Below are 23,994 nucleotides of genomic sequence, written 5' to 3'. Positions count from 1 at the left end.
GAGCCCGCCCCCCGACCGTCCGGCGCAGCGGCGCCACCGCCCGACGACCCGACACCGGGGCGCCGCACGCGGGCCGCGCCCGTTCCGTGCGTTATGCCGGCGGTCCTCCGTCCGGTAATGCGGCAATGATGCCGACAGGTACCGAACCGTTGACAGGCCGTATCCGTTCCCGCAACCTGGTACGACCCGCAGGGCGTAGCCCGCGATCCGTGACCACGCCCTCATGCCCGGTACGACCTGAGGCAGGTGCGACGAAGATGCGACCGCTGTACCCCGGCGGCCTGCTCGCCCGCAGGTACCGTCTCATCGACCAGATCGGTGCCGGCGGAATGTCCGTCATCTGGCGCGCCCGCGACGAGGTGCTCGACCGTACGGTGGCGCTCAAGGTCCTCGCCCCGTCGCTCGCCGCCGACGAGCGGTTCCGCGACATGGTCCGCGAGGAGGCCCGCGCCGCCGCGCAGCTGGTGCACCCGCACGTCACGGCGGTGCACGACTACGGCGAGAGCTTCGCGCCGGACGGCACGGTCATCTCGTTCGTGGTGATGGAGCTGCTGGCCGGGGAGGAGTTGGAGGCCCGGCTGAGGGACGGGCCGCTGCCCTGGGCGGAGGCGGTGGAGATCTGCGCGCAGGTGGCGGAGGCGCTCGCCGCCGCGCACCGGCTCGGCATCGTGCACCGCGACGTGACGCCCGCCAACATCATGATGACCGCGACCGGCGCCAAGGTGCTCGACTTCGGCATCGCCACGCACGTGGGCGCGCCGGACGAGGACGAGGACGGCGCCACCTTCGGTACCCCGGCGTACGTCGCGCCGGAACGGCTGGACGGTACGCCCGCGCAGCCGGCCACCGACGCGTACTCGCTCGGCGTGCTGCTCTACGAGACGCTGACCGGTCGCGTCCCCTTCCCGGCCGAGACCTGGGACGACCTGACGGTCGCGCTGCGCGCGACGACGGTACCGCCGCCGCTGACCGGCGTACCCGGCCTGCCGCCCGGGGTGGCCGAGATCTGCCTGCGCTGCCTGGCCCGCGATCCGCTCCACCGCCCGACCGCCGCGCAGGTGGCCCGGGCGCTGCGCGACCAGTTGCGCTCCCCCGGACCACCGGCCGTTCCCCGGCCGACGGCGCCGGGGCCGGTCGGGCCGGCCGTGCCGACTCCGGCCGTCGAGGCCGCGGCCGGGCCGGAAGCGGGAGCGGCGGAATCGGCCGCGGCGCCGGGAGTCGCGGGATCGGCTCCGGCGGGAGCTCCCCCGCCGCCGGCCCGGCCACGCCGGATCTCGCTGCGCGCCACCGCCCTCGGCGCGGCCATGCTCATCGGCCTCGCCGTGGCGGTACCGGTCGGTCTGGCGCTGCGCGGCGGCGACGGCTCGCCACGCGGCGGCCCCACCCCCGCCGGCCCCGGCACGCCTTCGTCGCCGACGCCGACCGCGCCCGCCGGCCGGAGCAGCTCCCCGCCCCTGTTCGCGCCGGGGCCCCTACCCGACGCCACGGGGGCCACCGGGGTCCACGACGCGATCGCCCGGCTCGATCGGGCGATCGCCGACGGGGTCGCCTCCGGGGACATCCGCGACGACGCCGGCCTCGACCTGCGCAACCAGGTGCGCAACCTGCGATCGGGGCTGCGCACCGGCTCCGACGGTCTCGCCGGGGAGGTGGCCGGGCTGCGGGACAAGATCGCGGTACGGGTCGGCGAGGGCGCGATCAGCGCCGGGTACGCCCAACTGCTCGACGCCGCGCTCGTCGACGTCGCCGCCGCGGTGTGAGGACGGGCCCCTTGCCATCGCGCCGATGACAAGGGGCCTCGGTCGACCGGACTGGTGGCCCGGTCCGGGCCGGCGGTCCGATCGGGACAGGTGGCCCGGACCGGGCGGGTGGTCCGTCCGGTCAGGGCAGCGCGTTCAGGAACGGCTCGTGGCTGTTGCGGAATTCCCAGCCGTAGTACCGGTCCCAGTTGATCGACCACGTCATCAGTCCGCGGAAGCCGGGATTGGTGCCGCTGCGCGGGGCGTACCCGCCGCAGCCGGTGCCGCGAACCAGGCAGTTGACCGCCTGCTGCACCCCGGCCGGCGCCACGTAGCCGTTGCCCGCGCTGACCGCCGCCGGCGTACCGAAGGCCACCTGGTCCTCGCGCAGCGCCGGGAAGACGTTGGCGGTGTTACCGGCCACCGGGAACCCGGCGAGCAGCATGTCGGTCATGGCGATGTGGAAGTCCGCGCCGCCCATGTTGTGGTACTGGTTGTCCAGCCCCATGATCGGCCCCGAGTTGTAGTCCTGGACGTGCAGCACCGTCAGGTCGTTGCGCAGCGCGTGGATCACCGGCAGGTACGAGCCGGCGCGCGGGTCCTGGCCGCCGAACGGGCCCGAACCGTAATACTGGTACCCGAGCTGCACGAAGAACGTCTCCGGCGCCATCGTCAGTACGAAGCCCGCCCCGTACCGCTGCTTGAGGCTGCGGATGGCGGAGATCAGGTTGACGATCACCGGGGTGGTCGGGTTGCGGAAGTCGGTGTCGCCGGCGTTGAGCGACAGCGAGTGACCCTCGAAGTCGATGTCCAGCCCGTTCAGCCCGTACCGGTCGATGATGGCGCTGACCGAGCGGACGAACGCGTCCCGGGCCGCGGTGGTGGTGAGCTGCACCTGCCCGTTCTGGCCGCCGATCGAGATCAGCACCTTCTTGCCCTGCTGCTGCTTGGCCCGGATCGCGGCGGTGAACTCCGCCTCGGACTCCACTCCGGGGCACTCGCTGGCCGGGCAGAGGTTGAACCGGATGTCGCCCGAGGTGACCGAGGTGGGCTCTCCGAAGGCCAGGTTGATGATGTCCCATTCGGACGGCACGTCGGCCATCCGCAGGTACCCCGAGCCGTTGGCGAAGCTGGCGTGCAGGTACCCGATCAGGGCGTGCTTGGGCAGTCCCGTGTTCGGGGGTGGGCTGGTGGGTGGCGGTGTGGTGGGTGGTGGCGTGGTGGGTGGTGGCGTGGTGGGTGGTGGGGTCGTTGGTGGCGGGGTGGTGGCCGGTGGGGTGGTGGGGGTGGTGCCGCCGGCGCAGGGTTGGTTGTTGATGGTGCAGTTGGTGGGGGTTCCGGGTCCGGTGGCGTTGAAGCCGAAGCTGGTGGTGGTGCCGGGGGTGAGGGTGCCGTTGTAGGTGCGGTTGGTGAAGGTGTGGTGGGTGCCGGTGGTGGTGAGTTGGGTGTCCCAGTAGGTGGTGATGGTGGTGCCGGTGGGGAGGTCGAGGGTGAGGGTCCAGGTGGTGATGGTGGTGGGGCCGGGGTTGGTGATGGTGTATTTGCCTTCCCAGCCGGTGCCCCAGTCGCTGGTTTTGGTGAAGGTGGCGGTGGGTCCGGCGGCGTAGGCGGGGGTGGTGAGCGCGATTGCGGCGGTGGTGGCGGTCAGGGTGGTGGTGAGGGTGGCGAGTAGGAGGGTGCGGGTGCGGGGGCGCGAAGGTGGCCGGGAGCGTGGGTGGGGTGTGTGGGGGCGGGTCATGGGTGGCCTCCACTGGGGGTGTGGGGGTATTGAGGTGCGTCGACGGTTCGCCAATTATTAGGACTGTTAACTGTTCCTGTCCAGACCCCGCCCCATCGGGATTACCGGACCGGACCACGAGCGCGGGTCGCCGCACCCCGCGTCGGGATCACGGCAACGTGATGCGCTCCCCCGCCCGGTCGAAGAGCAGCATCCGCGCCAGGTCGACCGCGAGCACCATCGACTCGCCCCGGCGCACCCGGGCCGGCCCGGCGAGCCGTACCACCAGGTCCGCGCCGGCCGCCTCCGCCGGCAGCTCCGGGTCGTAGACGGGGTAGAAGCCGTACTCGGTGCGGGCGGTCGCCGGGACCTCCGCCGGCCGCCGCGACGGGATCATGCGGGCGAGCGCCTGCCGCAACGGCCGCATCGGGCCCGCACCACCCGTACCCGCGGTCGCGGTGCCCGCGCTCCACGCGGCCGGCCGGGCGCCCGGCGCCCGGTCCCCGGGCGGCTCGGTCAGATGCCGGCCGGGCTCGGGCAGTTCCAGCCGCGACTGCGCGGGCGCGGCGGGCAGCGCCCCGATGTCCACCCGCACCAGCGACTCGTGGCCGAGGTTCTCCACCGACCGGACGGTCCCGCGCAGCTCCGGCCCGCGTACCGCGCCGGGCGCGACCGGGGTCAGCGCCTCCGGCCGCAGCACCACGGTGACCCGCTCGGTGTGCCGGTCGGCGAGCGGCGCCCAGCGCGGGTCGTCGCGGGGCAGCTCGATCGTCTGCGACCCGAGGTCGACGACGACCCGGTCGGGCTCCGCGTAGACGGCGGCCTGCGCGAGGCTCGGGCGCGGCGAGCCGAGGAACGCGGCGACGAAGAGCGTGCGCGGGTCCGCGTAGAGCCGCGCGGGCGTGCCGATCTGCTGTAGCGAACCGCGCCGGAGCACCGCCACCCGGTCCGCCATCGTCATCGCCTCGACCTGGTCGTGCGTGACGTGGAGCGTGGTCACGCCGAGCCGGCGGGCCAGCGCCGCCACCTCCGTACGCAGCTGCGCGCGCAGCCCGGCGTCCAGGTTGGAGAGCGGCTCGTCGAGCAGGAACGCGGCGGGTTGCCGGACGATCGCGCGGGCGACCGCGACGCGCTGGCGTTCGCCGCCGGAGAGCTGGCGCGGGCGGCGGTCCAGCAGCTCCACGATCCCCAGGTGGCGGGCCACCTCGGCGACCCGGGCCGGGATGTCGACCCCGGGCTCCGGGTCGCTGCGCAGCGGAAACCCGATGTTCTGCGCCACGGTCAGGTGCGGGTAGAGGGCGTAGTCCTGGAAGACCATCGCCACCCGCCGCTCGCGGGTGGACAGCTCGTCCGCGATCCGGCCGTCCAGCAGCACGTGTCCGGCGGTCGGCTGCTCCAGGCCGGCCACCAGCCGCAGGATCGTGGACTTGCCGCAACCGGTCGGCCCGAGCAGCGCCACCACCTCGCCCTCGGCCACGTCGAGGCTGACCCCGTCGACCGCGACGACGTCGCCGTACGTCTTGGTCAGCCGGTCCGTGCCGATGGTGACCATGACGACCACCTCCCGCCGCCATCGTCCGGGTCGGGCCGCCGCCACCGCCACCCCGCTGCGCCGGACGGTCGGCCCCGGCCCGCCGGACGGTCGCCCGGCAACCCGCGCCCGGCCCGGCAGCGGGCCCGCCAGAGGATCGCCCGGCACCGGCGGAGGAGCACGCGCTCCGGCGGCGGACGCTCAGTGGCGCGCGGTCGCCGGGGCCAGGCCGGCGCGGACCGGCTCGGGGGCGGCGGAGACCGCGAAGTCGCGGTAGAGGGCCTCGTAGCCCTCGGCCATCCGCTCCGCCGAGAAGCGCGTCCGGACGTGGGTCACGCAGTCTCCCGGGTCCAGCACCGCGGCCTGGCGCAACGCGTCCGGAAGCTCGGCCGGGTCCCGGCAGACCACCCCGGTCACCCCGGATCGGATCAGCTCCGGCACCGCGCCCCGGTCGAGCGCCACGACCGGCGTACCGGTGGCCATCGCCTCCAGCATCACCATGCCGAACGGCTCCTCCCAGCGGATCGGCAGCACCATGCTCCGGGCGGCGAGCAGGAGCTCGAGGCAGGTCTCCCGGTCGGGGTTGCGCACCACGCGCACGTCCGGCCCGAGCATCGGTTCGACCACCTCGGCGAAGTAGCGCTTCTCCAGCGGATCGTCGAGCTTGCCGGCGAGCACCAGCGGCAGCCCGGCGGCGCGGCAGGAGCGGATGGCCAGGTCGGGCCCCTTGTCGGCGCTGAAACGCGCCAGCCAGAGGACCGGGCCGGTCCCGGGCGTCGACTTGTGCGGCAGGCCGTCCCAGCGGATGCCGTGGTGCACCGTGGCCGCCCAGCGCAGCTCGGGGTGGAGCCGGCGCTGCGCCGCCGAGATCGCCACCAGCCCGACGGAGGGGTCCACCTCGCGGAGGATGTCGCCCAGTTCCCCCTTCGGCCGGCCGTGCACCGTCGCGACGGTCGGTACCGGGCGCAGCGGCGCGACCAGCGGTCCGGTGGTGGTGTGGTCGTGGACCAGGTCGAATACCTCCGGCGAGATCAGGCGGTTGACCCGGGCCAGGTGCGCCAGCTCGGGCAGTGCCTGGCCGAGCCGGTGCGCCTGCAACTCGGCCTCGGTCGGCACGAACCGGGCGGAGGTTCCGGTCGAGGCGCCCGCCCCGAAGAGTGTCACCTCGTGCCCGCGCTCGACCAGGGCGTCCACCAGCGCGGCGCAGACCTGCTCCAGGCCGCCGTACCCGGGGGGCGGCAGCTCGTACCAGGGCGGCACGACCATCGCGATCCGCAGCGCGCCCTGCCGGGGCGGGCGATGGACCGAGGTCTGGTTCACGTACCCGAGCCCTCCTGGTCGTTCGTGGACGGAGACCGCCGGCCCGCGTATCGGCCGGATGCCCCTGCCGCTCAGCCGAGTACTCCGAGCCTGGTCCGCACCGCGCAGACCCCCGGCGCCGACCAGGCGGTCCGTTCCACCAGCTCGCGCTCCTGCCAGGAGCGGACCGTGCCGACGACGACCACCTCGTCGCCGTCGACCTCGACGGTGATCCGTTCCATGTCGACGGGGGTGGTACGGATCAGCGCCTCCCGGACGTCCCGCTTGATCTCGTCCGGCTCCGGCCGGACGCCGGGCCGGACCGCGATCAGGTTCGTGACGCCCCGGACCCCGGCCAGCCGGCGTACGCCACGCTCGGCGGCGAGCCGCTGGTAGCCCCACTCGACCTCGCCCCGCAGCATCACCCAGCCGTTGGAGACGGTGACGTCGAGCCCCTCGGACGGTACGAAGGCGTCCCACTCCAGCGAGCGGGTCACCGCGGTGGCCAGCTCGGTGTCCGTACGCTCGGCCGAGCCGGGCAGCCGCACCTCGATGTCGTTGGCGACCCCGCGTACGCCGCGCAGCCGGTGTGCCGCCCGCTCCGCCGCCCACCTCTTGGCGTAGTTGTCCACCCACCCGGTCAGCACCACCACGCCGTCCCGCACGGTCACGCCGACCTCGTTCGGCTGTACCCGCGCGTCCCAGCGCAGCTCCTCCAGGACGTCGCGCTGGATCTCGGTGTCCCCGCGCCTGGCGGTCTCCGTGGTCATCGGAAGCCCTCCCACGGTCGGTCCCTCACGTTCCCGCTCTGGCGATCCTCGGCCGCGCCGGGGTGAGCGTCCCTCACCCGGGACGGGTGAAGCGCGGCCGCAGACGCGAGGACCGGCCCGAGGCGCACGGACCGGCCGGAGACGTAGAAGCGGCGGGTGACGTGACCAACCCCCTTGGTCACATCACCCGCCGCTCGTGGGGAGGGACAAGCCTCCGGATGAGGGAAGCCTGCGCCCGCAGGTGGTCGGGGTGCTGATACTTACGACGTCTCAGCCAGCGTCACGGTTGCAGTCTTTTCCGCCCCGTTCCGGGTGAAGGTCAGCTGTACCTGGTCACCGACCTTGCCGGACTGGACGGCGGCCACGAGGTCGTTCGAGCCGTTGATGATCTTGTCGCCGAACCTGGTGACCACGTCGCCCTGCTGGAGGCCGGCCTTCTCAGCCGGGCTGCCCGGCGTCACGGAGCTGATCACCGCGCCGCCGCTCTCGTTGTCGCCGACGCCCACACCGAGCGACGGGTGGCTGACCTTCTTGCCCTGGCGCAGCAGGTCGGCCACGGCCTTGGCCTTGTTGCTCGGGATGGCGAAGCCGACGCCGATGTTGCCGTTGCTCTGGCCCGCGGTGGCGATGGCCGTGTTGATGCCGATCACCTCGCTGCGGGTGTTGATCAGAGCGCCGCCCGAGTTGCCGGGGTTGATCGGCGCGTCGGTCTGCAGCAGGCCGGAGATCGAGCTGACCGGGGCCTGCTGCTGCGGCCGCTGGAACGGGTTGGTCGGCTCCTGCTCGTCCTCGCCACCGGTCTGGATGGTGCGGTCGCGGGCGCTGATGATGCCGGCCGTAACCGAGCCCTGCAGGCCGAGCGGGCTACCGAGCGCGAGCACGGTGTCGCCCACCTGCATCGCGTCGCTGTCGCCGAACTTGGCCGGGGTGAGCCCGGAGACGCCGTCCGCCTTGATCACGGCGAGGTCGGTCTTCGGGTCGGTACCGATGATCTTCGCGCTCGCGGTCTTGCCGTCGGCGAAGACCACCTTGACCGTGTTGCCCTGGGCGCTCGCCACCACGTGGTTGTTGCTGAGTACGTAACCGTCCGCGCTGAGCACCACCCCGGAGCCCTCGGCGCTACCGGTGGTGATCGAAACGACGCTGTTCTCGACCTGCGCCGCGATCTTCGGCAGGTCCGCGCTGTTCAGCACGGGCGCGGCCGAGTAGGTGCGGGTCACGCCGGCCGGGCCGTCGTGCCGGATGGCCAGGGCGGCGACGCCACCGGCGATACCGGAGCCGACCATCAGCACCAGCGCGGCGGCGCCGACCGCGGCCACCTTCGCCAGCCGTCCGGCGACGGCGTTGGGCCGGGGACCGGCCGGTCCCTGGGCCCACGGCGGCAGCGGCGGACCGGCGGGGTGCTGTCCCGGCGGGGGTACGTTCACGCCCGGCCCGTGCTGGCCGGGGTAGCTGGGGTTGGCCGCCCAGCCCGGCTGGTTGTGCTGGGCGCTGTGCTGGTAGCCGGGGTGCCACGGGTTCGGCTGGTAGCCGACCTGGTGCGTACCGTCCGGCAGGCGGCCCGCGCCCGGCGCGGAGGGGACCGGCCCGGCCGGGTACGGCGACCCGGTGGGCGAGCTGATCGGGGTGACCGGGGCGGTGGGGGCCTCGCCACCACCGGGGGCCGCCGGAGCGCCCGGGGCGCCGGGCGCCGGACTGCCGAACGGCGCGGGACCGCCGGCCGGGGGGAGCGGGGCGGTGCTGGGCTCGCCGGTACCGGCCGCGGGCGGCTGGTGCGACGGCGCGGCCCAGGCGGAGCCGGTGGTGCCCGGCTCGGACGCCGGCGTGGCGGAGTCGGACTGCCCGCGATCACGAGGCAGCTCGGCGGTGGGATGCGACGGCTCGGCGTCTGGGGTGGCCGGCGGCCGCTGCGGGTCGGTCTCGTACTCGTTCATGTCCCTCACTCTGCCCCTGCGCTCTGCGACTGAACTGGATTGCGGCTGGGTTTTAGCTGTGAGTGTCGCTGTCCGTTTCGGCCGGATCCGCGAGCGGCAGGCGGACCCGGAAGGTGGCGCCGCCGCCCGGCGTGGTCAGCACCTCGACGGTGCCGTGGTGGGCGGCGACCAGGGCGGCGACGATGGCCAGCCCCAGCCCGGTACCGGTGGCGCCGCCCGCCCGGCGGCTGCGCGCGGCGTCCGCCCGGTAGAACCGTTCGAAGACCCGTTCGGCCTGCTCCGGCGTGAGTCCCGGACCGGTGTCGGCGACCTCCACCACCGCCACGTTGCCCGGTTCGCCGCGCAGCCGCAGCGTCACCGAGGCGGTCGGTGGGGTGTGGGTGATCGCGTTGGTCATCAGGTTGCCGAGCACCTGCCGCAGGCGCGCGTCGTCGCCGAGCACCACCAGCTGACCGGCCCCCGGCGCGATCTCCAACTCGATCTGCCGCTCGGGCGCGACGGCGGCCGCGGCCTGCACCGCCTCGGTGGCGAGCACCCGCAGCTCGACCGGGGCGAGCGCGAGCGGGCGCTCCCGGTCCAGCCGGGCCAGCAGGAGCAGGTCCTCGACCAGCAGCCCCATCCGGGCCGCCTCGTCCTCGATCCGGCGCAGCAGCCGGGTGACATCCTCCGGCGAGGTCGCCGCGCCCTGCCGGTACAACTCGGCGAAGCCGCGGATGGTGGTCAGCGGGGTGCGCAGCTCGTGCGAGGCGTCCGCCACGAACTGCCGCATCCGCTCCTCGGAGCGGCGGGCCCGGGCCTCGGATGCCTGGGCCGCCACGGCCGCGTCCCGGGCCGCGGACTCGGCCGCGCGGGCGGCGGTCTCGGAGGCCGCGCGGGCCCGGAAGGCCGCCTCGATCTGGGTCAGCATCATGTTCAGCGCCCGGGAGAGCCGGCCCAGCTCGCTCTGCGGCTCGGCCGCCCCGGGCTCCGGGTCGGGCACCCGACGGGTCAGGTCCCCGCCGGCGATCGCCGCGGCCGTACGCTCGATGTCCACCAGCGGCCTGAGGCTGGTACGGACGCCGGCCGCGCCGAGCGAGGCGAGCAGGATCAGCACCGCCCCGCCGACCAGCACGTCGATCCAGATGAGCCGCTTCACCACCAGGTCCACGTCGATCAACTGCTGCCCAGCGGCGATCATCGGCCCGCCCGGCAACCGGGTGTAGAGCATCCGCCACCGCACACTGCTGTCCCGGGCCCGCACGGTGAACGGCGCGCCCTGCAGCTTGGCGAAGCCGTCGGCGTCCGCCGGCCACTGCGGCAGGTCCTGCACCCGGAAGCGGCCGGTGTCGTAGACGACCTGGTCGTCCACCCGACCGGTCTGCGGGTCGGTCATCACCACCAGGTAGTCGGTGGGCAGCGTGACCCGGACCGTACCGGGCTGCTGCGTCTCCTGGAGCTCCTGCGCGATCGACGAGAACGTCTGGATGGAGCCCTTCAGCTCCGAGTCGACCTGGCCGACGAGGTAGCTGTGCAGGAAGAACGTGGTGCTGACGCTGATCACCAGCAGGGCGGCGGCGACCAGGGCCAGTACCGCCGCGACCAGCTTGATCCGCAGGGGCGTACCGCGCAGCTTGCCCTTGAGCGGCAGGTGGTCGTGCAGGCCGGACCGCGCCACGCGCTCACGCAGGTCGGCCAGCGGCTGCGGGCCGTTCACGCCGCCGGTTTACGCAGCACGTAGCCGACCCCGCGGAGGGTGTGGATCAGTCGAGGCTGCGTGTTGTCCACTTTTCGGCGCAGGTAGGAGATGTACGACTCGACGATGTTGTCGTCGCCGCGGAAGTCGTAGTTCCAGACGTGGTCGAGGATCTGCGCCTTGGAGAGCACCCGGTTGGCGTTGAGCATCAGGTAGCGCAGGAGCTTGAACTCGGTCGGCGAGAGCTGCACCCGCTGGCCGGCCCGGTGCACCTCGTGGGTCTCCTCGTCCAGCTCCAGGTCGGCGAAGGTGAGCCGGGACGGGGCCCGCTCCCCCGTGGCCGTACGGCGCAGCACCGCCCGGATCCGGGCGGTCAGCTCCTCCAGGCTGAACGGCTTGGTGACGTAGTCGTCGCCGCCGAGCGTCAGCCCGCGGATCTTGTCGTCGGTGGCGTCCCGGGCGGTCAGGAAGACCACCGGGGTACGCGTGCCGCCCTCGCGCAGCAGCCGGATGACCTCGAAGCCGTCGAGGTCCGGCAGCATGACGTCGAGCACGACCAGGTCGGGACGGCGCTCCTTGGCGGCTGTGACCGCCCCGCTGCCGCTCGTGGCGGTGGCGACGTCGAACCCGGCGAAGCGCAGGCTCGCGGAGAGCAGTTCGAGGATGTTGGGGTCGTCCTCGACCACGAGTAGTCGTGCCTCGGTCTGGGTTGCGGCGGCCATGCGCCCATCTTGCGCCCCGCCGCTGCGTCTCCGCTGGGGGCGGCCTGAAAAATTCCTGAGAAGCGCCACAGGTTCCGCGGCGGCGGGCGGCCCGCCGCCGGCCGCGCCCGCCCGGGGCTACCTGAGCAGCCGCCGCAGCCCGTCGAGCGCCCCGTCCAGCACCCGGATCGCGGTACGCAGCTGCGAGTCGGTGAAGCGCCGGCCGCGTACCAGCGCCCGTACCTCGTCCACCAGCGCGACGAGCCGGCGGTCGAACTCGTCGGCGACGTCGCCACCGCCATTGTCACCGCTGGGCGCGGCCCGCGGGACGGTACGGGGCGGGAGCACCCGCTCGCGCCGCGCCTCCGCCCGCAGCTCCCGCTTGAGGTCGCGCACCGAGCCGCGTACCTCGCTCTGGATCTCCCCGGCGAGGCTGGCGAGATCCGCGACGGAGTTCCTGATGTCCGATTCGAGCGTCGCCAGCTCGCCGGCGCGCTGTCGCAGCTCGGCGCGGCCCGCGTCGGTGATCTCGTAGACCTTGCGCCCGCCGGCGGCGGTGTGGGTCACCAGACGCTCGGCCTCCATCCGCGCCAGGCGGGGGTAGATTGTGCCGGCGCTCGGCGCGTAGAGCCCGAGGAAGCGGTCCTCCAGCAGCCGGATCAGCTCGTAGCCGTGCTTCGGACCGTCGTCGAGCAGCTTGAGCAGGTAGAGCCGGAGCCGACCGTGGCTGAAGACGGCGGTCACGGCCTCGCCCCGCTTCCCGTACGCCCGGGCCGGCGGGCGGGATCCGTGCGCGCCTGGGTCACCGCTCCTCCTCCTCGTGTACGGGCCGGGCCAGCAGCGCGACGCTGCCCGAGGTCGAGGAGGCCCACAGCTTCCCCTCCCCGGCGCCCAACACGCCCCGGCTGTCCTTCGACCAACTCGGCCCCTCGCCGGCGCGCAGCTGCGGAAAGGCGCTCGTGATCCGCCCCGACGTGGTGTGCAGGTGCACCGCGAGGTCGCTGTCCTCGCGGACGCGTACCGTCACGCTACCGGAGGTGGCGCTCAAGTTGATCTCACTTCCCCGCGGGTTGTCGAGATCGCAGGTGATCGCGCCGGAGACCGTGGTGGCGCGCACCCGGTCGGCGGAGCTGTCCGCCAGGATCAGCTCGCCGGAAATGGTCTCCATGGTGAGGTCGCCGCCGACACCGAGCGCCTCGACCGGCCCGGAGACCAGCTTGGCGAAGGTCCGCCCGCGCAACCCCATCAGGGTGATCTTGCCCGAGGTGACCTCCACCCGGGTGTCGGACCGCAGCCCGGAGGCGACCACGGACCCGTCGATCAGTCGCAGCTCGGCCCGGACCTGGGCCGGTACGGCGATCGAGACGTCGACCCGGTAGCGGCGCCCGATCTGCCAGAGCCACCAGAAGAGGCCGGGCCACTTCGGCACCCGGGGGTGGCGGATGCCGAGCCGCCCGTCGGTGTGCTCCACGGTGAGCGGCTGCCGACCGGTCCGGGTTATCTCGACCCGGGCCGGCCCGTCCGTGCCGACCACGTTGAGCCGCCCCGTGATCAGATAGACGTCGAGCCGGTCGACCGGGCCGTCCAGGGTGAGCCGCTCCGGCTCCTTGATGGTCCAGCTCGGCATGGTCTCCCCCTCGCGTCGACGGTCCGCGCCGGTCGTCGGGTACGGCGACGACCGGTCGCTTCACGATAACGCGATACATCGCGATATGCCAAGGAGGCGACCGGCCCGCGCGAGAGGCGGTACGCCGCACCCGAGCCGGCCCGGGTGCGGGTGCCCTCGTACGTGGTCAGGCGGCCAGGTCCAGCACCTCCCCCGCCGCCGGCGGGACCGGCTCGGCCGGAGCCGACGGCGCCGGGACGGCCGGCGGTACCGGCACCGCGGGCGGCGTGCCGACGGCCGGCCGCGGCGCGGCGAGCCGTACCGCCGACTCGGCCGCCCGGGCCAGCCGGCGCCGGTCGGCGGCCGGTTCCGGATGCAGCGCCGCGGTGGCGGTCGCGCAGACCACCAGCTTCCGTACGGCGATCACCCGGCGCACCGAGGCCCAGAGGGTGTCGTCGCCCAGGAAGGCGGCGGCCGTGGTGGTGGCGTCGCTGCTGCGGCCCGTCTGGTAGCGCAGGGTGAGCGGCACCACCAGCGCCCCGGCGTCGATCGCCGCCTGGAACACGGCCGGGCGGAACCGGCCGGAGGACCCGCAGCCGCAGCCGGCCGGGCAGCCGACCACCCCGCACCAGGTCGTACCCTCCGGGAAGGTGGCGACCACGCCGTCCGCGCGCAGGACGTCGGCGATCCGCCGCACCGTGTCGGGCAGGTCCCGGGGGCGGGTCCGGTTCACGAAGATCGTTCCGCCGGCCGCGGCCAGCGCCCCGATCAGAGGCCAGCCGCGGACCTCGTGCTTGGCGAGGAGCCGCGCCGGGGTGATCGCCAGCACGGCGACGATGTCCAGCCAGGAGATGTGGTTGGCGACCAGCAGCACCCGCCGCCGGGGCACCCGGCCGCGGACGAGGAGTTCGACCCCGAGCGCCCGCAGCACCGTACGGGCCCAGGCGCGGCCGGCGAACCAGCGTCCCGAGGCGGGCAGCACCGGCAGTACGGGCAGCAGCAGCGCGCCGAAGAGCAGGGCACCCACGAGGGCGGCCAGCCGGCCGGCCCGGCGCGCGGCGGAGACCGTCCCGACCTGTTCCGGCCCCGGCAGGCAGTCCGGGCCGCAGTCCGAGCGGGGCTGCCAGAGCGTGCCCGAGCCGTACCGGCCGGACCGGGCGACGGTGAGCATCACCGCTCCCCGAGGAAGTGCCGGCGGTACCGGGGGTGCATCCGGTCCAGCGAGAGCAGCACGTAGAGGTCGGCCACCCGGAAGTCCGGGTCGTACGCGGGCTCGCCGCAGACCCAGGCACCCAGCCGCAGGTACCCGCGCAGCAGCGCCGGTACCGCCGCCCGGACCTCGCCCGCCGGGTCGGCCTGCGCCGCCGCGACCGCCTCCGGCTCGGCGAGCCAGGGCCGGTGCGGACGGACCCGCATGGGCGGCGGGGAGAGGTGCCGGGCGGAGATCTGCCGCCAGACCGCCAGGGCGTTGGCGCCACCGTCCTCCAACCCCACCGAGGCGCACCCGCCGAGCCAGCGCAGGTCGCGCAGGTAGAGGTAGCGGGCGATGCCGGCCCACATCAGGTTGATGACCGCGCCGGACCGGTGCTCCGGGTGCACGCAGGAGCGGCCGATCTCCACCACCTGGTCCCGCAGCGGGGCGAGGCTGGCGAGGTCGAACTCGCCCTCGGAGTACCGCCGGCCGGCCCGGGCGACGCGGTCCGGCGGCAGCATGCGGTACGTGCCGACCACCTCGCCCGTCGCGTCGTCGCGCACGATCAGGTGGTCACAGTGCTCGTCGAACCCGTCGGCGTCGAGCCCGGCGAGTGCGGTGTGCAGGGTCGCGCCGAGTTCCTCGGCGAAGACCTCGTGCCGCAGCCGCTGCGCGGCGGCGACCTGTCGCTCATCTTCGGCGATCAGCAGCGTGTACCCGCTGGTCCCGGTGGGTGCGGGAGCGGTGAGCAGAACGGCCATGATGACTGTGTAAGGCCGCTGACCACCCGTGACGTGTCGGCCGTTGGTTAGCCGGGTGTCGATCGGGTGAACGCCGTCCGCACGCGCGGCCCGACGCCGGCAACCGCTTCCCCGCGCCCGCCCCGACCTCCCCGGCGTCCCCCGCGGCGACGGGCGCGGGTCATGCGCGAGGAGGAGCACATCCTGCCGTGGTAGGACGCGGGTTTGCGTACCGAGCCGGATTGATTTCCCCACCCGCAGCCGTCACGCTTTGCGACGGCGAGACCCGCCAGGTCACGCCTTTCAGGGGGAGGAGAGAAATGTCCGACGGGCAAGCACGTCCCGCGGCGACGGACGGCCAGATAGTGGTGTCCAACCTGACGAAGCAGTACCGCAACGTCCGAGCTGTCGACAATTTGTCGTTCACCATCCGCCCCGGTCGGGTGACCGGGTTCCTGGGGCCGAACGGCGCCGGCAAGACCACGACGCTGCGGATGCTGCTCAACCTGGTCACCCCGACCGCGGGGAGCGCCACGATAGGCGGCCGGCGCTACGCCGACCTGAGCGACCCGCTGCGCCACGTCGGGGCCGTACTGGAGGCGTCGAGCGCGCACAAGGGCCGTACCGGCATCAACCACCTGCGGGTCGTCTGCGCCGCCGCCGGACTGCCGCGCAGCCGGGCCGACGAGGCGCTGGCCCTGGTGGGCCTGACCCCGGCGGCGAACCGCAAGTTCAAGGGTTACTCGCTGGGCATGAAGCAGCGGCTCGGCATCGCCGCGGCGATGCTGGGCGACCCCCGGGTGCTGATCCTCGACGAGCCGGCCAACGGGCTCGACCCGGAGGGGATCCGCTGGATGCGCGGGTTCCTGAAGGGACTCGCCAGCGAGGGCCGTACGGTCCTGGTCTCCAGCCACCTGCTCTCGGAGATGCAACTGCTCGCCGACGACGTGGTGATCATCGCGGCCGGCAAGCTGGTCCGGCAGGGGTCGGTCGAGGACGTCGTCGGGTCGATGGCCCAGGGCGGCCGGGTACGGGTCCGTACCCCGCAGACCGCCGAGCTGACCAAGGCGCTGGAGGCGCAGCGGGCGACGGTCAGCGCGGGCGAGGACGGCGCGCTGCTGGTCGCCGGGGTGGACGCGCCGGCCGTGGGGCGGGCCGCGCTCGCCGCGCAGGCGGAGCTGCACGAGCTGACCACGGAGCGGCTCGACCTCGAAGGGGTCTTCCTGGAACTGACGGCCGGAAAGGCGGGCATCCGATGAACCTGGTCCGAGCCGAGCTGTTGAAGATCCGTACCACCAGCACCTGGTGGTGGCTGGCCATCGGGGCCTTCCTGTCGATCGTGTTGGCGTTCGCGTTCAACGCCTGGATCGCCAGCGAGGTGCTCAACGGCAAGGGCGAGACGTACGGCGTCACCGGGGAGAGCGCCGGGGTGGCGGCGCAGGCCGCCAACATCTACACCTCCGGCCAGTACCTCGGCCTGATGTTCGTGATGCTCATCGGCATCCTGATGGTCACGAACGAGTTCTTCCACCAGACCGCGACCACCACCTTCCTGGCGACGCCCCGGCGCAGCACGGTGATCGTGGGGAAGCTCGTCGCCGCCTGCGTGCTCGGCTTCACCTTCTGGCTGGCCACCACGGTGATCGACCTGATCGCGGGCGGGGTGTTCCTGGGCCTCAACGACCAGGGTCCGCAGCTGGGCGAGTGGACCGTGCAGCGGGCGCTGCTGTTCAACCTGCTCGCGTACGCGATCTGGACGGTCCTCGGCGTGGGCATCGGCACCCTCATCACCAACCAGCTCGGCGCCGTGATCACCGCGGCGGTGCTCTACCTGGTCGGTACGCAGGTGGTGCAGCTGCTGTTCCTTCTGCTGTCGCGGCTGCTCGACAACGAGGTCGTCATGAAGTGGCAGGTGATCTGGCCGGCGGTCGCGTCCCAGGTCATGATCAGCTCGTCGCCGACGGAGTTCACGCCCGCCTGGTGGGTCGGTGCGCTCGTGCTGGTCGGTTACGCGGTGCTCAGCGGCGCCATCGGCATCATGCTGACCCGACGGCGCGACATCGCCTGATCCGCCGGAGTCGACCGGGGGCTGGCCCCGACGCGGGCCACCCCCGGCACGGCCGTGACGCTCCCCGGATTGAGCTGGAGTTGCCCCGATTTGCGCCGGTCTGACGCCCACACTTGAACAGTGGCTGTATTTTTTGTGAATCCCGACACGGCCAGCATGCGGCAATGCCGCCGGGTGGGGCACAGCGTAGCCTTGGACAGGTCTTGACAGCCTGTGTGGCGACAGACCCCGCGAGACACACCACCCGCGTGAAAGAGGCGATTACCGGCCGTGTCGACCCAGCAAACTTCGCAGGAGAACCCACTGGCGGGCTTCGGCCCGAACGAGTGGATCGTCGAGGAGATGTACCAGCGCTACCTCGCCGACCCCACGAGCGTCGATTCAGCCTGGCACGACTTCTTTGCCGACTACCGCCCGACGACCGACGCCAGGGCCGGGACCGCGCCCGCCAAGCCGGCGGCCGACGGTAAGCAGCCGGTCGCGGACGGCAAGGCGCCGAGCGCGGACGGGAACCAGCCGCCCGCCACGACCGCCGCACCGGCGGCTCCCCCGGCCCCGAGCAAGGCCGCGCCGGCCAAGACCGCCCCGGCGGGCAAGGCCGCCCCGGCCGCCGCCCCGAAGACCACCCCGGCCGCCAAGGCCGCCGCGCCGGCCCCGGCCGAGGGCGCCCGGACCACCCCGCTGCGCGGGGTCGCGGCCCGGATCGTGCAGAACATGGACGCCTCGCTCTCCGTACCGACCGCGACCAGCGTCCGCGCGATCCCCGCCAAGCTGCTGGTGGACAACCGGATTGTGATCAACAACCACCTCGCCCGCGGGCGGGGCGGCAAGGTCAGCTTCACCCACCTGGTGGGGTACGCGCTGGTCAAGGCGCTGGCCAAGCACCCGGAGATGAACGCCTCCTACACCGAGGTGGACGGCAAGCCCGCGGTGGTGCAGCCCGCGCACGTCAACCTCGGCATCGCCATCGACCTGGCCCGCCCGGACGGCACCCGTACCCTGGTCGTGCCCTCGATCAAGGCGTGCGAGCGGATGGACTTCCGCCAGTTCTGGCAGGCGTACGAGGACGTGATCCGGCGCGCCCGCCGCAACGAACTGACCATGGAGGACTACGGCGGCACGACGATCTCGCTGACCAACCCGGGCGGGATCGGCACCGTGCACTCCCAGCCCCGGCTGATGGTCGGCCAGGGCGCCATCATCGGCGTCGGCGCGATGGAGTACCCGGCGCCCTACGCCGGCATGTCCGAGGAGACCCTGGCCGAGCTCGCGGTCAGCAAGGTGATCACCCTCACCAGCACGTACGACCACCGGATCATCCAGGGTGCCCAGTCGGGCGAGTTCCTGAAGGTCATCCACGAACTGGCCCTCGGTGAGCACGGCTTCTACGACGAGATCTTCACCTCCCTGCGCATCCCGTACGAGCCGGTGCGCTGGATGCGCGACGTCGCGGTCAGCTCCGAGGGCCAGATCGACAAGACCGCCCGGGTGATCGAGCTGATCCACGCCTACCGGGTGCGCGGTCACCTGATGGCCGACACCGACCCGCTGGAGTTCGAGATCCGGCGGCACCCGGACCTGGACGTGCTCCAGCACGGCCTGACCCTCTGGGACCTGGACCGCAGCTTCCCGGTCGGCGGCTTCGCCGGCAAGCGGACCATGAAGCTGCGGGACATCCTCGGTGTGCTGCGCGACTCGTACTGCCGCCGCGTCGGCGTCGAGTACATGCACATCCAGGACCCGGAGGAGCGGCGCTGGATCCAGGACCGGATCGAGCGCAAGTACGAGAAGCCCTCGGCGGACGAGCAGAAGCACGTGCTGAACCGGCTCAACGCGGCCGAGGCGTTCGAGACCTTCCTGCAGACCAAGTACGTCGGCCAGAAGCGCTTCTCGCTGGAGGGCGGCGAGTCGCTGATCCCGCTGCTCGGCGAGGTCCTGGAGGCCGCCGCCGAGGACCGGCTGGACGAGGTCGTCATCGGCATGGCCCACCGTGGCCGGCTGAACGTGCTCGCCAACATCGTCGGCAAGCCGTACGAGAAGATCTTCTCGGAGTTCGAGGGGCACCTCGACCCGCGGTCCACCCAGGGCTCCGGCGACGTCAAGTACCACCTGGGCCAGGCCGGCAAGTTCACCACCCCGGACGGCGAGCACTCGATCAAGGTGTCGGTGACGGCGAACCCGTCCCACCTGGAGGCCGTCGACCCGGTGCTGGAGGGGATCGTCCGGGCCAAGCAGGACCGCATCGACCTCAAGCTCGAGGGTTACACCGTGCTGCCGGTGGCGGTGCACGGCGACGCGGCCTTCGCCGGCCAGGGCGTGGTCGCCGAGACGCTCAACCTCTCCCAGCTGCGCGGATACCGCACCGGCGGCACCGTGCACGTGGTGGTCAACAACCAGGTCGGCTTCACCACCGCCCCGGAGTACTCGCGCTCCAGCCTCTACAGCACCGACGTGGCGCGGATGATCCAGGCGCCGATCTTCCACGTCAACGGCGACGACCCCGAGGCCGTGGTCCGGGTCGCCCGGCTCGCCTTCCAGTACCGGCAGGCGTTCAACAAGGACGTCGTGATCGACCTGGTCTGCTACCGGCGGCGCGGCCACAACGAGGGCGACGACCCGTCGATGTCCAACCCGCAGATGTACCAGATCATCGACGCGAAGCGTTCGGTCCGGAAGCTCTACACCGAGGAGCTGATCGGCCGCGGCGACATCACGGTGGAGGACGCGGAGGAGCTGCTCCGCGACTACCAGGCGCAGCTGGAGCGGGTCTTCAAGGCGACCCGCGACGCCGCGTCGAGCCCGGTGCGCCAGGTCTCCCGCCGCCGGTCGGAGGAGCCCGAGCCCGTGGTCGAGACCGCCGTGGACGCCTCGGTCGTCCGCGCGATCGGCGAGGCGCACCTGGCCCTGCCGGAGGGCTTCACCCCGCACAAGCGGATCCAGCAGCTGCTCGACCGGCGGGCCAAGATGGCCGTCGAGGGCAACATCGACTGGGGCTTCGGCGAGATCATCGCGTTCGGCTCGCTGCTGCACGACGGGGTGACCGTGCGGCTGGCCGGCCAGGACTCCCGCCGGGGCACGTTCGTGCAGCGGCACGCGGTGATCGTCGACGCCCGTACCGGGCAGGAGCACATCCCGCTCTCCGCGCTGACCGGCGACCGGGCCCGGTTCTTCGTGCACGACTCGCTGCTCAGCGAGTACGCCGCGATGGGCTTCGAGTACGGCTACTCGGTGGAGAACACCGAGGCGCTGGTGGCCTGGGAGGCGCAGTTCGGCGACTTCGCCAACGGCGCGCAGTCCGTGGTGGACGAGTTCATCTCCTCGGGCGAGGTGAAGTGGGGCCAGCAGTCCGCGGTGACGCTGCTGCTGCCGCACGGGCACGAGGGGCAGGGCCCGGACCACACCTCGGGCCGGCCGGAGCGCTTCCTGCAGATCTGCGCCGAGGACAACATCCGGGTCACCAACCCCACCACCCCGGCGAACTACTTCCACCTGCTGCGCCGCCAGGCGCTGTCGCCGAAGCGCAAGCCGCTGGTCGTCTTCACGCCCAAGTCGCTGCTGCGGCACAAGCTCTGCGTCTCCTCGGTGGAGGACTTCACCACCGGCCGGTTCCAGCCGGTGCTGCGGGACACCGGGAACCTCGACGCCGCGTCGGTCAAGCGGGTGCTGCTCTGCACCGGCAAGGTCTACTACGACCTGGTGCAGGCCCGGGCCGAGCGGGGCATCACGGACACCGCGATCATCCGGATGGAGCAGCTCTACCCGCTGCCCGTCGAGGAGCTGCGCGCGGCGCTGGCCGAGTTCCCCAACGCCGAGGACTTCGCGTGGGTCCAGGAGGAGCCGGCCAACCAGGGCGCCTGGTCGTTCGTCGCGCTCAACCTGCTGGAGCACCTGGAAGGCGTACGGCTGCGGCGGATCTCCCGCCCGGCGGCCGCCGCCCCGGCGGTCGGCTCGGCGAAGATGCACGAGGTGGAGCAGACCGCCCTGGTCGAGGCGGCGCTCCCCCGGCCGTGACCGGATGATCCCGGCGGGCCGGCGACGGCCCGCCGGGCGGGCAACGAACGACGCAGGGGGTGTTCCCCGGGCTCCGGCCCGGTGCGGGCACCCCCTGTCCGGCACTGGAGGAAGACGTTGTACTTCACCGATCGCGGCATCGAGGAGCTCGTCACCCGGCGTGGCGAGGAGACGGTCACCCTGGAGTGGCTCGGCGAGCGGCTGCGCGACTTCGTGGACCTGAACCCGGAGTTCGAAACCCCGGTCGAGCGCTTCGCCACCTGGCTCGCCCGGCTGGACGACGAGGACGACCTCTAGCCGTCCCGCATCCGCCAGTCAGGCCCGCATCCGCCGGCCGGGGCGCGCGGGCGCGGCCGGGTGGACTCCGGCGACGGCTCGTACGGTACCGGCGCCCGGAGGTACGTTGACTTCCACGGCGGCGACGAGCGGTGCGGAGGAGGGGTGTTGACCCGGGTCCTGGTGCTCAACTGCGGCTCCTCCTCGGCGAAGTACCGCCTCTACGACGGGGAGCGCGAGACGGCGCACGGCGTGGTCGAGCGGGTCGGCGAGCCGGGCGGGCCGCCCGACCACGAGCACGCGCTGCACCAGGTCTTCTCGGCCCTCGACCGCGCCGGGCTGACCGCCGTGGGGCACCGGGTGGTGCACGGCGGGGAGCGGTTCACCGCACCGACGCTGATCGACGACGAGGTGATCGAGGGGATAGCCGCCCTGGTCCCGCTCGCGCCACTGCACAACCGGGCCAACCTCACCGGCATCTCGCTCGCCCGCCGGATGCTGCCGGGCGTACCGCAGGTCGCCGTCTTCGACACCGCGTTCCACGCGACGCTGCCCCCGGCCGAGGCCAGCTACGCGATCGACGCCGGGGTGGCCGCGGCGCACGGCATCAGGCGGTACGGCTTCCACGGCACCTCGCACGCGTACGTCTCCCGCCGCACCGCCGAACTGCTCGGCCGGGCGTACGCGGAGACCAACACGATCACCCTGCACCTCGGCAACGGGGCGAGCGCCTGCGCGGTGGCGGGCGGTCGCAGCGTCGCCACCTCGATGGGGATGTCGCCGCTGGCGGGGCTGGTGATGGGCACCCGCGGCGGCGATCTCGACCCGACGGTGGTGCTGCACCTGCAGCGGACCGCCGGGTTCGGCACCGACGAGGTCGACCGGCTGCTCAACGAGCAGAGCGGGCTGTCGGGGCTTTGCGGCGCCAGCGACATGCGCGAGGTGCTGCGCCGCCGGGCCGACGGGGACGCGGCCGCCTCGCTCGCCTTCGACGTCTACTGCCGGCGGATCACCGCGTACGTCGGCGCCTACTACGCGCTGCTCGGCCGGCTCGACGCGGTCACCTTCACGGCCGGCGTCGGCGAGCACGCGGCGCCCGTACGCGCGGCGGCGCTGGCCGGGCTGGAACGGCTCGGTATCGCCGTGGACGAGAGCCGCAACGCGGCCGGCGGCGATCGGGTGATCTCCCCGCCGGACGCCGCGGTGGCGGTCTGCGTCGTGGCGACCGACGAGGAGTTGGAGATCGCCCGGGAGACGCGGGCCGTCACCGCCGGCTCGGCCGGATAAGGGCTCAGCCGAGCGCGAGCCAGGCCACCAGGGCGATCACCACGACCGCCGCCACCACGACACCGATGATCAGCGGCAGCTTCGAGGACGGCTCCGCCTGCTCGGCCCGCTCCGGGGTGTTCGCGAAGGCGCGGAACGCCTGGGTGTTGCCGCTCGGGTCCACGTACTCGTCAGCCATGCCGAAGACCATATCGAACGGCAGCACGGTGGCGGTGGCCCTACCCGCGCCGCAGCGCCCGCCCCGTCCCGGCCCGGTGGCCCGAGCCGCCCCGTCCCGGCCCGGTGGCCCGAGCCGCCCCGTCCCGGCCCGGTGCGCATAACACCAGCCGCCCGGCCCCGAAGAGGAAGACCAAAGGTTGGGTCCGCCGGATGACAACGCGCCGTACTGTCGTCTCGTGAGTGCTCCGCGGCTGATCGCCGGACTGATCACCCTGCTCCTGCCGCTCGCGCTCACGGACTGCGGGCGGGCGGTCACCGCACCCGCGCTGGCGCAGAGCGCCAGGTCGGCGCCCGAGGGGTCGTACGCGGTCGGCGTGCGTACGTTCACCCTCGGCCGCGGCACCGCTCGCCCGCTCAGCGTCACCGTCTGGTACCCCGCCGACGGGGAGCCCGTGCTCCCGGCCGCCGCGGCCTCGACCGCCGCCCCCGGCCGGGCGCCCACCTGCCCGGCACCGACCGGCGGCGCGTCGACCGTCGGGGTGGCGCCGGCGCCACAGCCGAAGCGGGACGCGGCGATGGCGCCGGGACGCTTCCCGGTGGTGCTCTACAGTCACGGGCTCTACAGCCTGCCCGAGCTGCACGCGCCGCTGACCAGCCGCTGGGCCGCGGCCGGGTTCGTGGTCGCGGCGCCCACGTACCCGCACACGAACCGGCGGACGAAGCACTTCAGCCGGGCGGACATCGCCAACCAGCCGGGAGACGCGTGGCGGGTCATCCAGTACCTGCTACGCCTCAACGCCGTACCGGGGGATGCCTTCGCGGGGCACCTCGACGCCACCCACGTCGGCGCGGCCGGTCATTCCGCCGGGGGCTACACCACGGCCGGCCTCTTCAGCGCCGGTCACTCGGAGCGCCTGCGGGCCGGCATCATCATCGCGGGCGCCGGCATGAAGGGCGCCTTCGCCGGTCCGCCGGCCACGATGCTCTTCGTACACGGCAGCGCCGACCAGACCGTGCCGAGGTCCCGGGCCCGCGCCGCGTACGACCAGCTGAACTGGCCGAAGGCGTTCCTGACGCTGGCCCGGCAGGGCCACGGGGAGTACCTCAGCCCCGGCCGGGCCGGCTTCGAGCAGGTGCTGCGCACCACCACGGACTTCCTGCGCTGGCAGCTGTACGGCGACACCGCCGCGCACGAACGTATCCCCGACGACGCCCGCTGCCCCGGCCTCACCGAGCTGGTCACCCAGCTCTGACGGCCGAGGCGGGCCGGACCGGCTCCGGCGCCGTTTGGC

General features: G+C 73.2%; 19 protein-coding genes. 7 read left to right on the top strand and 12 right to left on the bottom strand.

Annotated features, from left to right (window positions below):
• Positions 1 to 257 precede the first annotated feature (257 nt).
• Positions 258 to 1,760, top strand: coding sequence for a protein kinase (locus tag AB0J86_RS24780; RefSeq protein WP_363859983.1), 1,503 nt, complete (start codon positions 258 to 260; stop codon positions 1,758 to 1,760).
• A 121-nt stretch (positions 1,761 to 1,881) separates the two neighbouring features.
• On the opposite strand, the gene AB0J86_RS24775 is transcribed toward AB0J86_RS24780, so the two are convergent.
• From AB0J86_RS24775 to AB0J86_RS24725, 11 genes are all read right to left on the bottom strand, one after another.
• On the bottom strand, positions 1,882 to 3,477 hold the full coding sequence (locus AB0J86_RS24775) for a cellulose binding domain-containing protein (RefSeq protein ID WP_363859982.1): 1,596 nt from the start codon (positions 3,475 to 3,477) through the stop codon (positions 1,882 to 1,884).
• A gap of 148 nt (positions 3,478 to 3,625) precedes the next feature.
• A complete protein-coding gene (locus AB0J86_RS24770; protein WP_363859981.1) occupies positions 3,626 to 5,008 on the bottom strand; it encodes an ABC transporter ATP-binding protein in 1,383 nt (460 codons plus the stop codon).
• A 180-nt stretch (positions 5,009 to 5,188) separates the two neighbouring features.
• Positions 5,189 to 6,253, bottom strand: a complete 1,065-nt coding sequence (locus AB0J86_RS24765) for a glycosyltransferase family 4 protein (protein WP_363860018.1) — start codon at positions 6,251 to 6,253, stop codon at positions 5,189 to 5,191.
• Positions 6,254 to 6,378: 125 nt separating this feature from the next.
• Positions 6,379 to 7,056: a BON domain-containing protein gene (locus AB0J86_RS24760; RefSeq protein ID WP_363859980.1), complete on the bottom strand. Its 678-nt coding sequence runs from the start codon at positions 7,054 to 7,056 to the stop codon at positions 6,379 to 6,381.
• A gap of 260 nt (positions 7,057 to 7,316) precedes the next feature.
• A complete protein-coding gene (locus tag AB0J86_RS24755; protein WP_363859979.1) occupies positions 7,317 to 8,990 on the bottom strand; it encodes a trypsin-like peptidase domain-containing protein in 1,674 nt (557 codons plus the stop codon).
• A 52-nt stretch (positions 8,991 to 9,042) separates the two neighbouring features.
• The gene (locus AB0J86_RS24750) at positions 9,043 to 10,629 is read right to left on the bottom strand and encodes a HAMP domain-containing sensor histidine kinase (RefSeq protein ID WP_363860017.1); all 1,587 of its coding nucleotides are present in this window, start codon (positions 10,627 to 10,629) and stop codon (positions 9,043 to 9,045) included.
• Positions 10,630 to 10,679: 50 nt separating this feature from the next.
• A complete protein-coding gene (locus tag AB0J86_RS24745) occupies positions 10,680 to 11,384 on the bottom strand; it encodes a response regulator transcription factor (RefSeq protein WP_363859978.1) in 705 nt (234 codons plus the stop codon).
• 117 nt (positions 11,385 to 11,501) lie between these two features.
• Positions 11,502 to 12,107: a PadR family transcriptional regulator gene (locus tag AB0J86_RS24740; protein ID WP_363859977.1), complete on the bottom strand. Its 606-nt coding sequence runs from the start codon at positions 12,105 to 12,107 to the stop codon at positions 11,502 to 11,504.
• 58 nt (positions 12,108 to 12,165) lie between these two features.
• Positions 12,166 to 12,990, bottom strand: coding sequence for a DUF4097 family beta strand repeat-containing protein (locus tag AB0J86_RS24735; protein ID WP_363859976.1), 825 nt, complete (start codon positions 12,988 to 12,990; stop codon positions 12,166 to 12,168).
• A 166-nt stretch (positions 12,991 to 13,156) separates the two neighbouring features.
• Positions 13,157 to 14,140 carry a lysophospholipid acyltransferase family protein gene (locus AB0J86_RS24730; protein ID WP_363859975.1) on the bottom strand — a complete coding sequence of 328 codons (984 nt, stop codon included), beginning with the start codon at positions 14,138 to 14,140 and terminating at the stop codon, positions 13,157 to 13,159.
• Entirely contained in the window at positions 14,140 to 14,922 is a 783-nt protein-coding gene (locus AB0J86_RS24725) for a GNAT family N-acyltransferase (protein WP_363859974.1), read from the bottom strand. Before AB0J86_RS24725 ends, AB0J86_RS24730 begins: the two co-directional genes overlap by 1 nt.
• A gap of 299 nt (positions 14,923 to 15,221) precedes the next feature.
• On the opposite strand from AB0J86_RS24725, the gene AB0J86_RS24720 reads away from it, so the two are divergent.
• From AB0J86_RS24720 to AB0J86_RS24700, 5 genes are all read left to right on the top strand, one after another.
• Positions 15,222 to 16,160 carry an ATP-binding cassette domain-containing protein gene (locus AB0J86_RS24720; protein WP_363859973.1) on the top strand — a complete coding sequence of 313 codons (939 nt, stop codon included), beginning with the start codon at positions 15,222 to 15,224 and terminating at the stop codon, positions 16,158 to 16,160.
• Positions 16,157 to 16,969: an ABC transporter permease gene (locus AB0J86_RS24715; RefSeq protein ID WP_363859972.1), complete on the top strand. Its 813-nt coding sequence runs from the start codon at positions 16,157 to 16,159 to the stop codon at positions 16,967 to 16,969. Before AB0J86_RS24720 ends, AB0J86_RS24715 begins: the two co-directional genes overlap by 4 nt.
• Positions 16,970 to 17,239: 270 nt before the next feature.
• Positions 17,240 to 20,980 carry a multifunctional oxoglutarate decarboxylase/oxoglutarate dehydrogenase thiamine pyrophosphate-binding subunit/dihydrolipoyllysine-residue succinyltransferase subunit gene (locus AB0J86_RS24710; RefSeq protein WP_363859971.1) on the top strand — a complete coding sequence of 1,247 codons (3,741 nt, stop codon included), beginning with the start codon at positions 17,240 to 17,242 and terminating at the stop codon, positions 20,978 to 20,980.
• A gap of 117 nt (positions 20,981 to 21,097) precedes the next feature.
• Complete coding sequence (locus tag AB0J86_RS24705) at positions 21,098 to 21,277, top strand: DUF6104 family protein (RefSeq protein ID WP_363859970.1); 180 nt, start codon at positions 21,098 to 21,100, stop codon at positions 21,275 to 21,277.
• A 147-nt stretch (positions 21,278 to 21,424) separates the two neighbouring features.
• On the top strand, positions 21,425 to 22,543 hold the full coding sequence (locus AB0J86_RS24700; RefSeq protein ID WP_363859969.1) for an acetate kinase: 1,119 nt from the start codon (positions 21,425 to 21,427) through the stop codon (positions 22,541 to 22,543).
• Positions 22,544 to 22,547: 4 nt separating this feature from the next.
• Here the strand turns inward: AB0J86_RS24700 and AB0J86_RS24695 are convergent, their stop codons facing one another.
• Positions 22,548 to 22,721: a hypothetical protein gene (locus AB0J86_RS24695; protein ID WP_363859968.1), complete on the bottom strand. Its 174-nt coding sequence runs from the start codon at positions 22,719 to 22,721 to the stop codon at positions 22,548 to 22,550.
• Positions 22,722 to 22,938: 217 nt separating this feature from the next.
• Between AB0J86_RS24695 and AB0J86_RS24690 the strand changes: the two genes are divergently transcribed.
• Positions 22,939 to 23,955: an alpha/beta hydrolase gene (locus tag AB0J86_RS24690; RefSeq protein WP_363859967.1), complete on the top strand. Its 1,017-nt coding sequence runs from the start codon at positions 22,939 to 22,941 to the stop codon at positions 23,953 to 23,955.
• Positions 23,956 to 23,994: the final 39 nt, after the last annotated feature.

The sequence above is a fragment of the Micromonospora sp. NPDC049559 genome (genome assembly GCF_040676675.1).
Taxonomy (GTDB): domain Bacteria; phylum Actinomycetota; class Actinomycetes; order Mycobacteriales; family Micromonosporaceae; genus JBFAPK01.
Note: the sequence above shows the minus strand (reverse complement) of the source record. Positions and strands in the feature narration are given on the sequence as shown.

Coding starts and splice junctions, on each gene's coding strand:
- AB0J86_RS24745 (WP_363859978.1), bottom strand. CDS start 11,384: ATGGCCGCCGCAACCCAGACCGAGGCACGACTACTCGTGGTCGAGGAC.
- AB0J86_RS24780 (WP_363859983.1), top strand. CDS start 258: ATGCGACCGCTGTACCCCGGCGGCCTGCTCGCCCGCAGGTACCGTCTC.
- AB0J86_RS24735 (WP_363859976.1), bottom strand. CDS start 12,990: ATGCCGAGCTGGACCATCAAGGAGCCGGAGCGGCTCACCCTGGACGGC.
- AB0J86_RS24725 (WP_363859974.1), bottom strand. CDS start 14,922: ATGGCCGTTCTGCTCACCGCTCCCGCACCCACCGGGACCAGCGGGTAC.
- AB0J86_RS24765 (WP_363860018.1), bottom strand. CDS start 6,253: ATGGTCGTGCCGCCCTGGTACGAGCTGCCGCCCCCCGGGTACGGCGGC.
- AB0J86_RS24715 (WP_363859972.1), top strand. CDS start 16,157: ATGAACCTGGTCCGAGCCGAGCTGTTGAAGATCCGTACCACCAGCACC.
- AB0J86_RS24730 (WP_363859975.1), bottom strand. CDS start 14,140: ATGCTCACCGTCGCCCGGTCCGGCCGGTACGGCTCGGGCACGCTCTGG.
- AB0J86_RS24755 (WP_363859979.1), bottom strand. CDS start 8,990: ATGAACGAGTACGAGACCGACCCGCAGCGGCCGCCGGCCACCCCAGAC.
- AB0J86_RS24720 (WP_363859973.1), top strand. CDS start 15,222: ATGTCCGACGGGCAAGCACGTCCCGCGGCGACGGACGGCCAGATAGTG.
- AB0J86_RS24695 (WP_363859968.1), bottom strand. CDS start 22,721: ATGGCTGACGAGTACGTGGACCCGAGCGGCAACACCCAGGCGTTCCGC.
- AB0J86_RS24760 (WP_363859980.1), bottom strand. CDS start 7,056: ATGACCACGGAGACCGCCAGGCGCGGGGACACCGAGATCCAGCGCGAC.
- AB0J86_RS24775 (WP_363859982.1), bottom strand. CDS start 3,477: ATGACCCGCCCCCACACACCCCACCCACGCTCCCGGCCACCTTCGCGC.
- AB0J86_RS24770 (WP_363859981.1), bottom strand. CDS start 5,008: ATGGTCACCATCGGCACGGACCGGCTGACCAAGACGTACGGCGACGTC.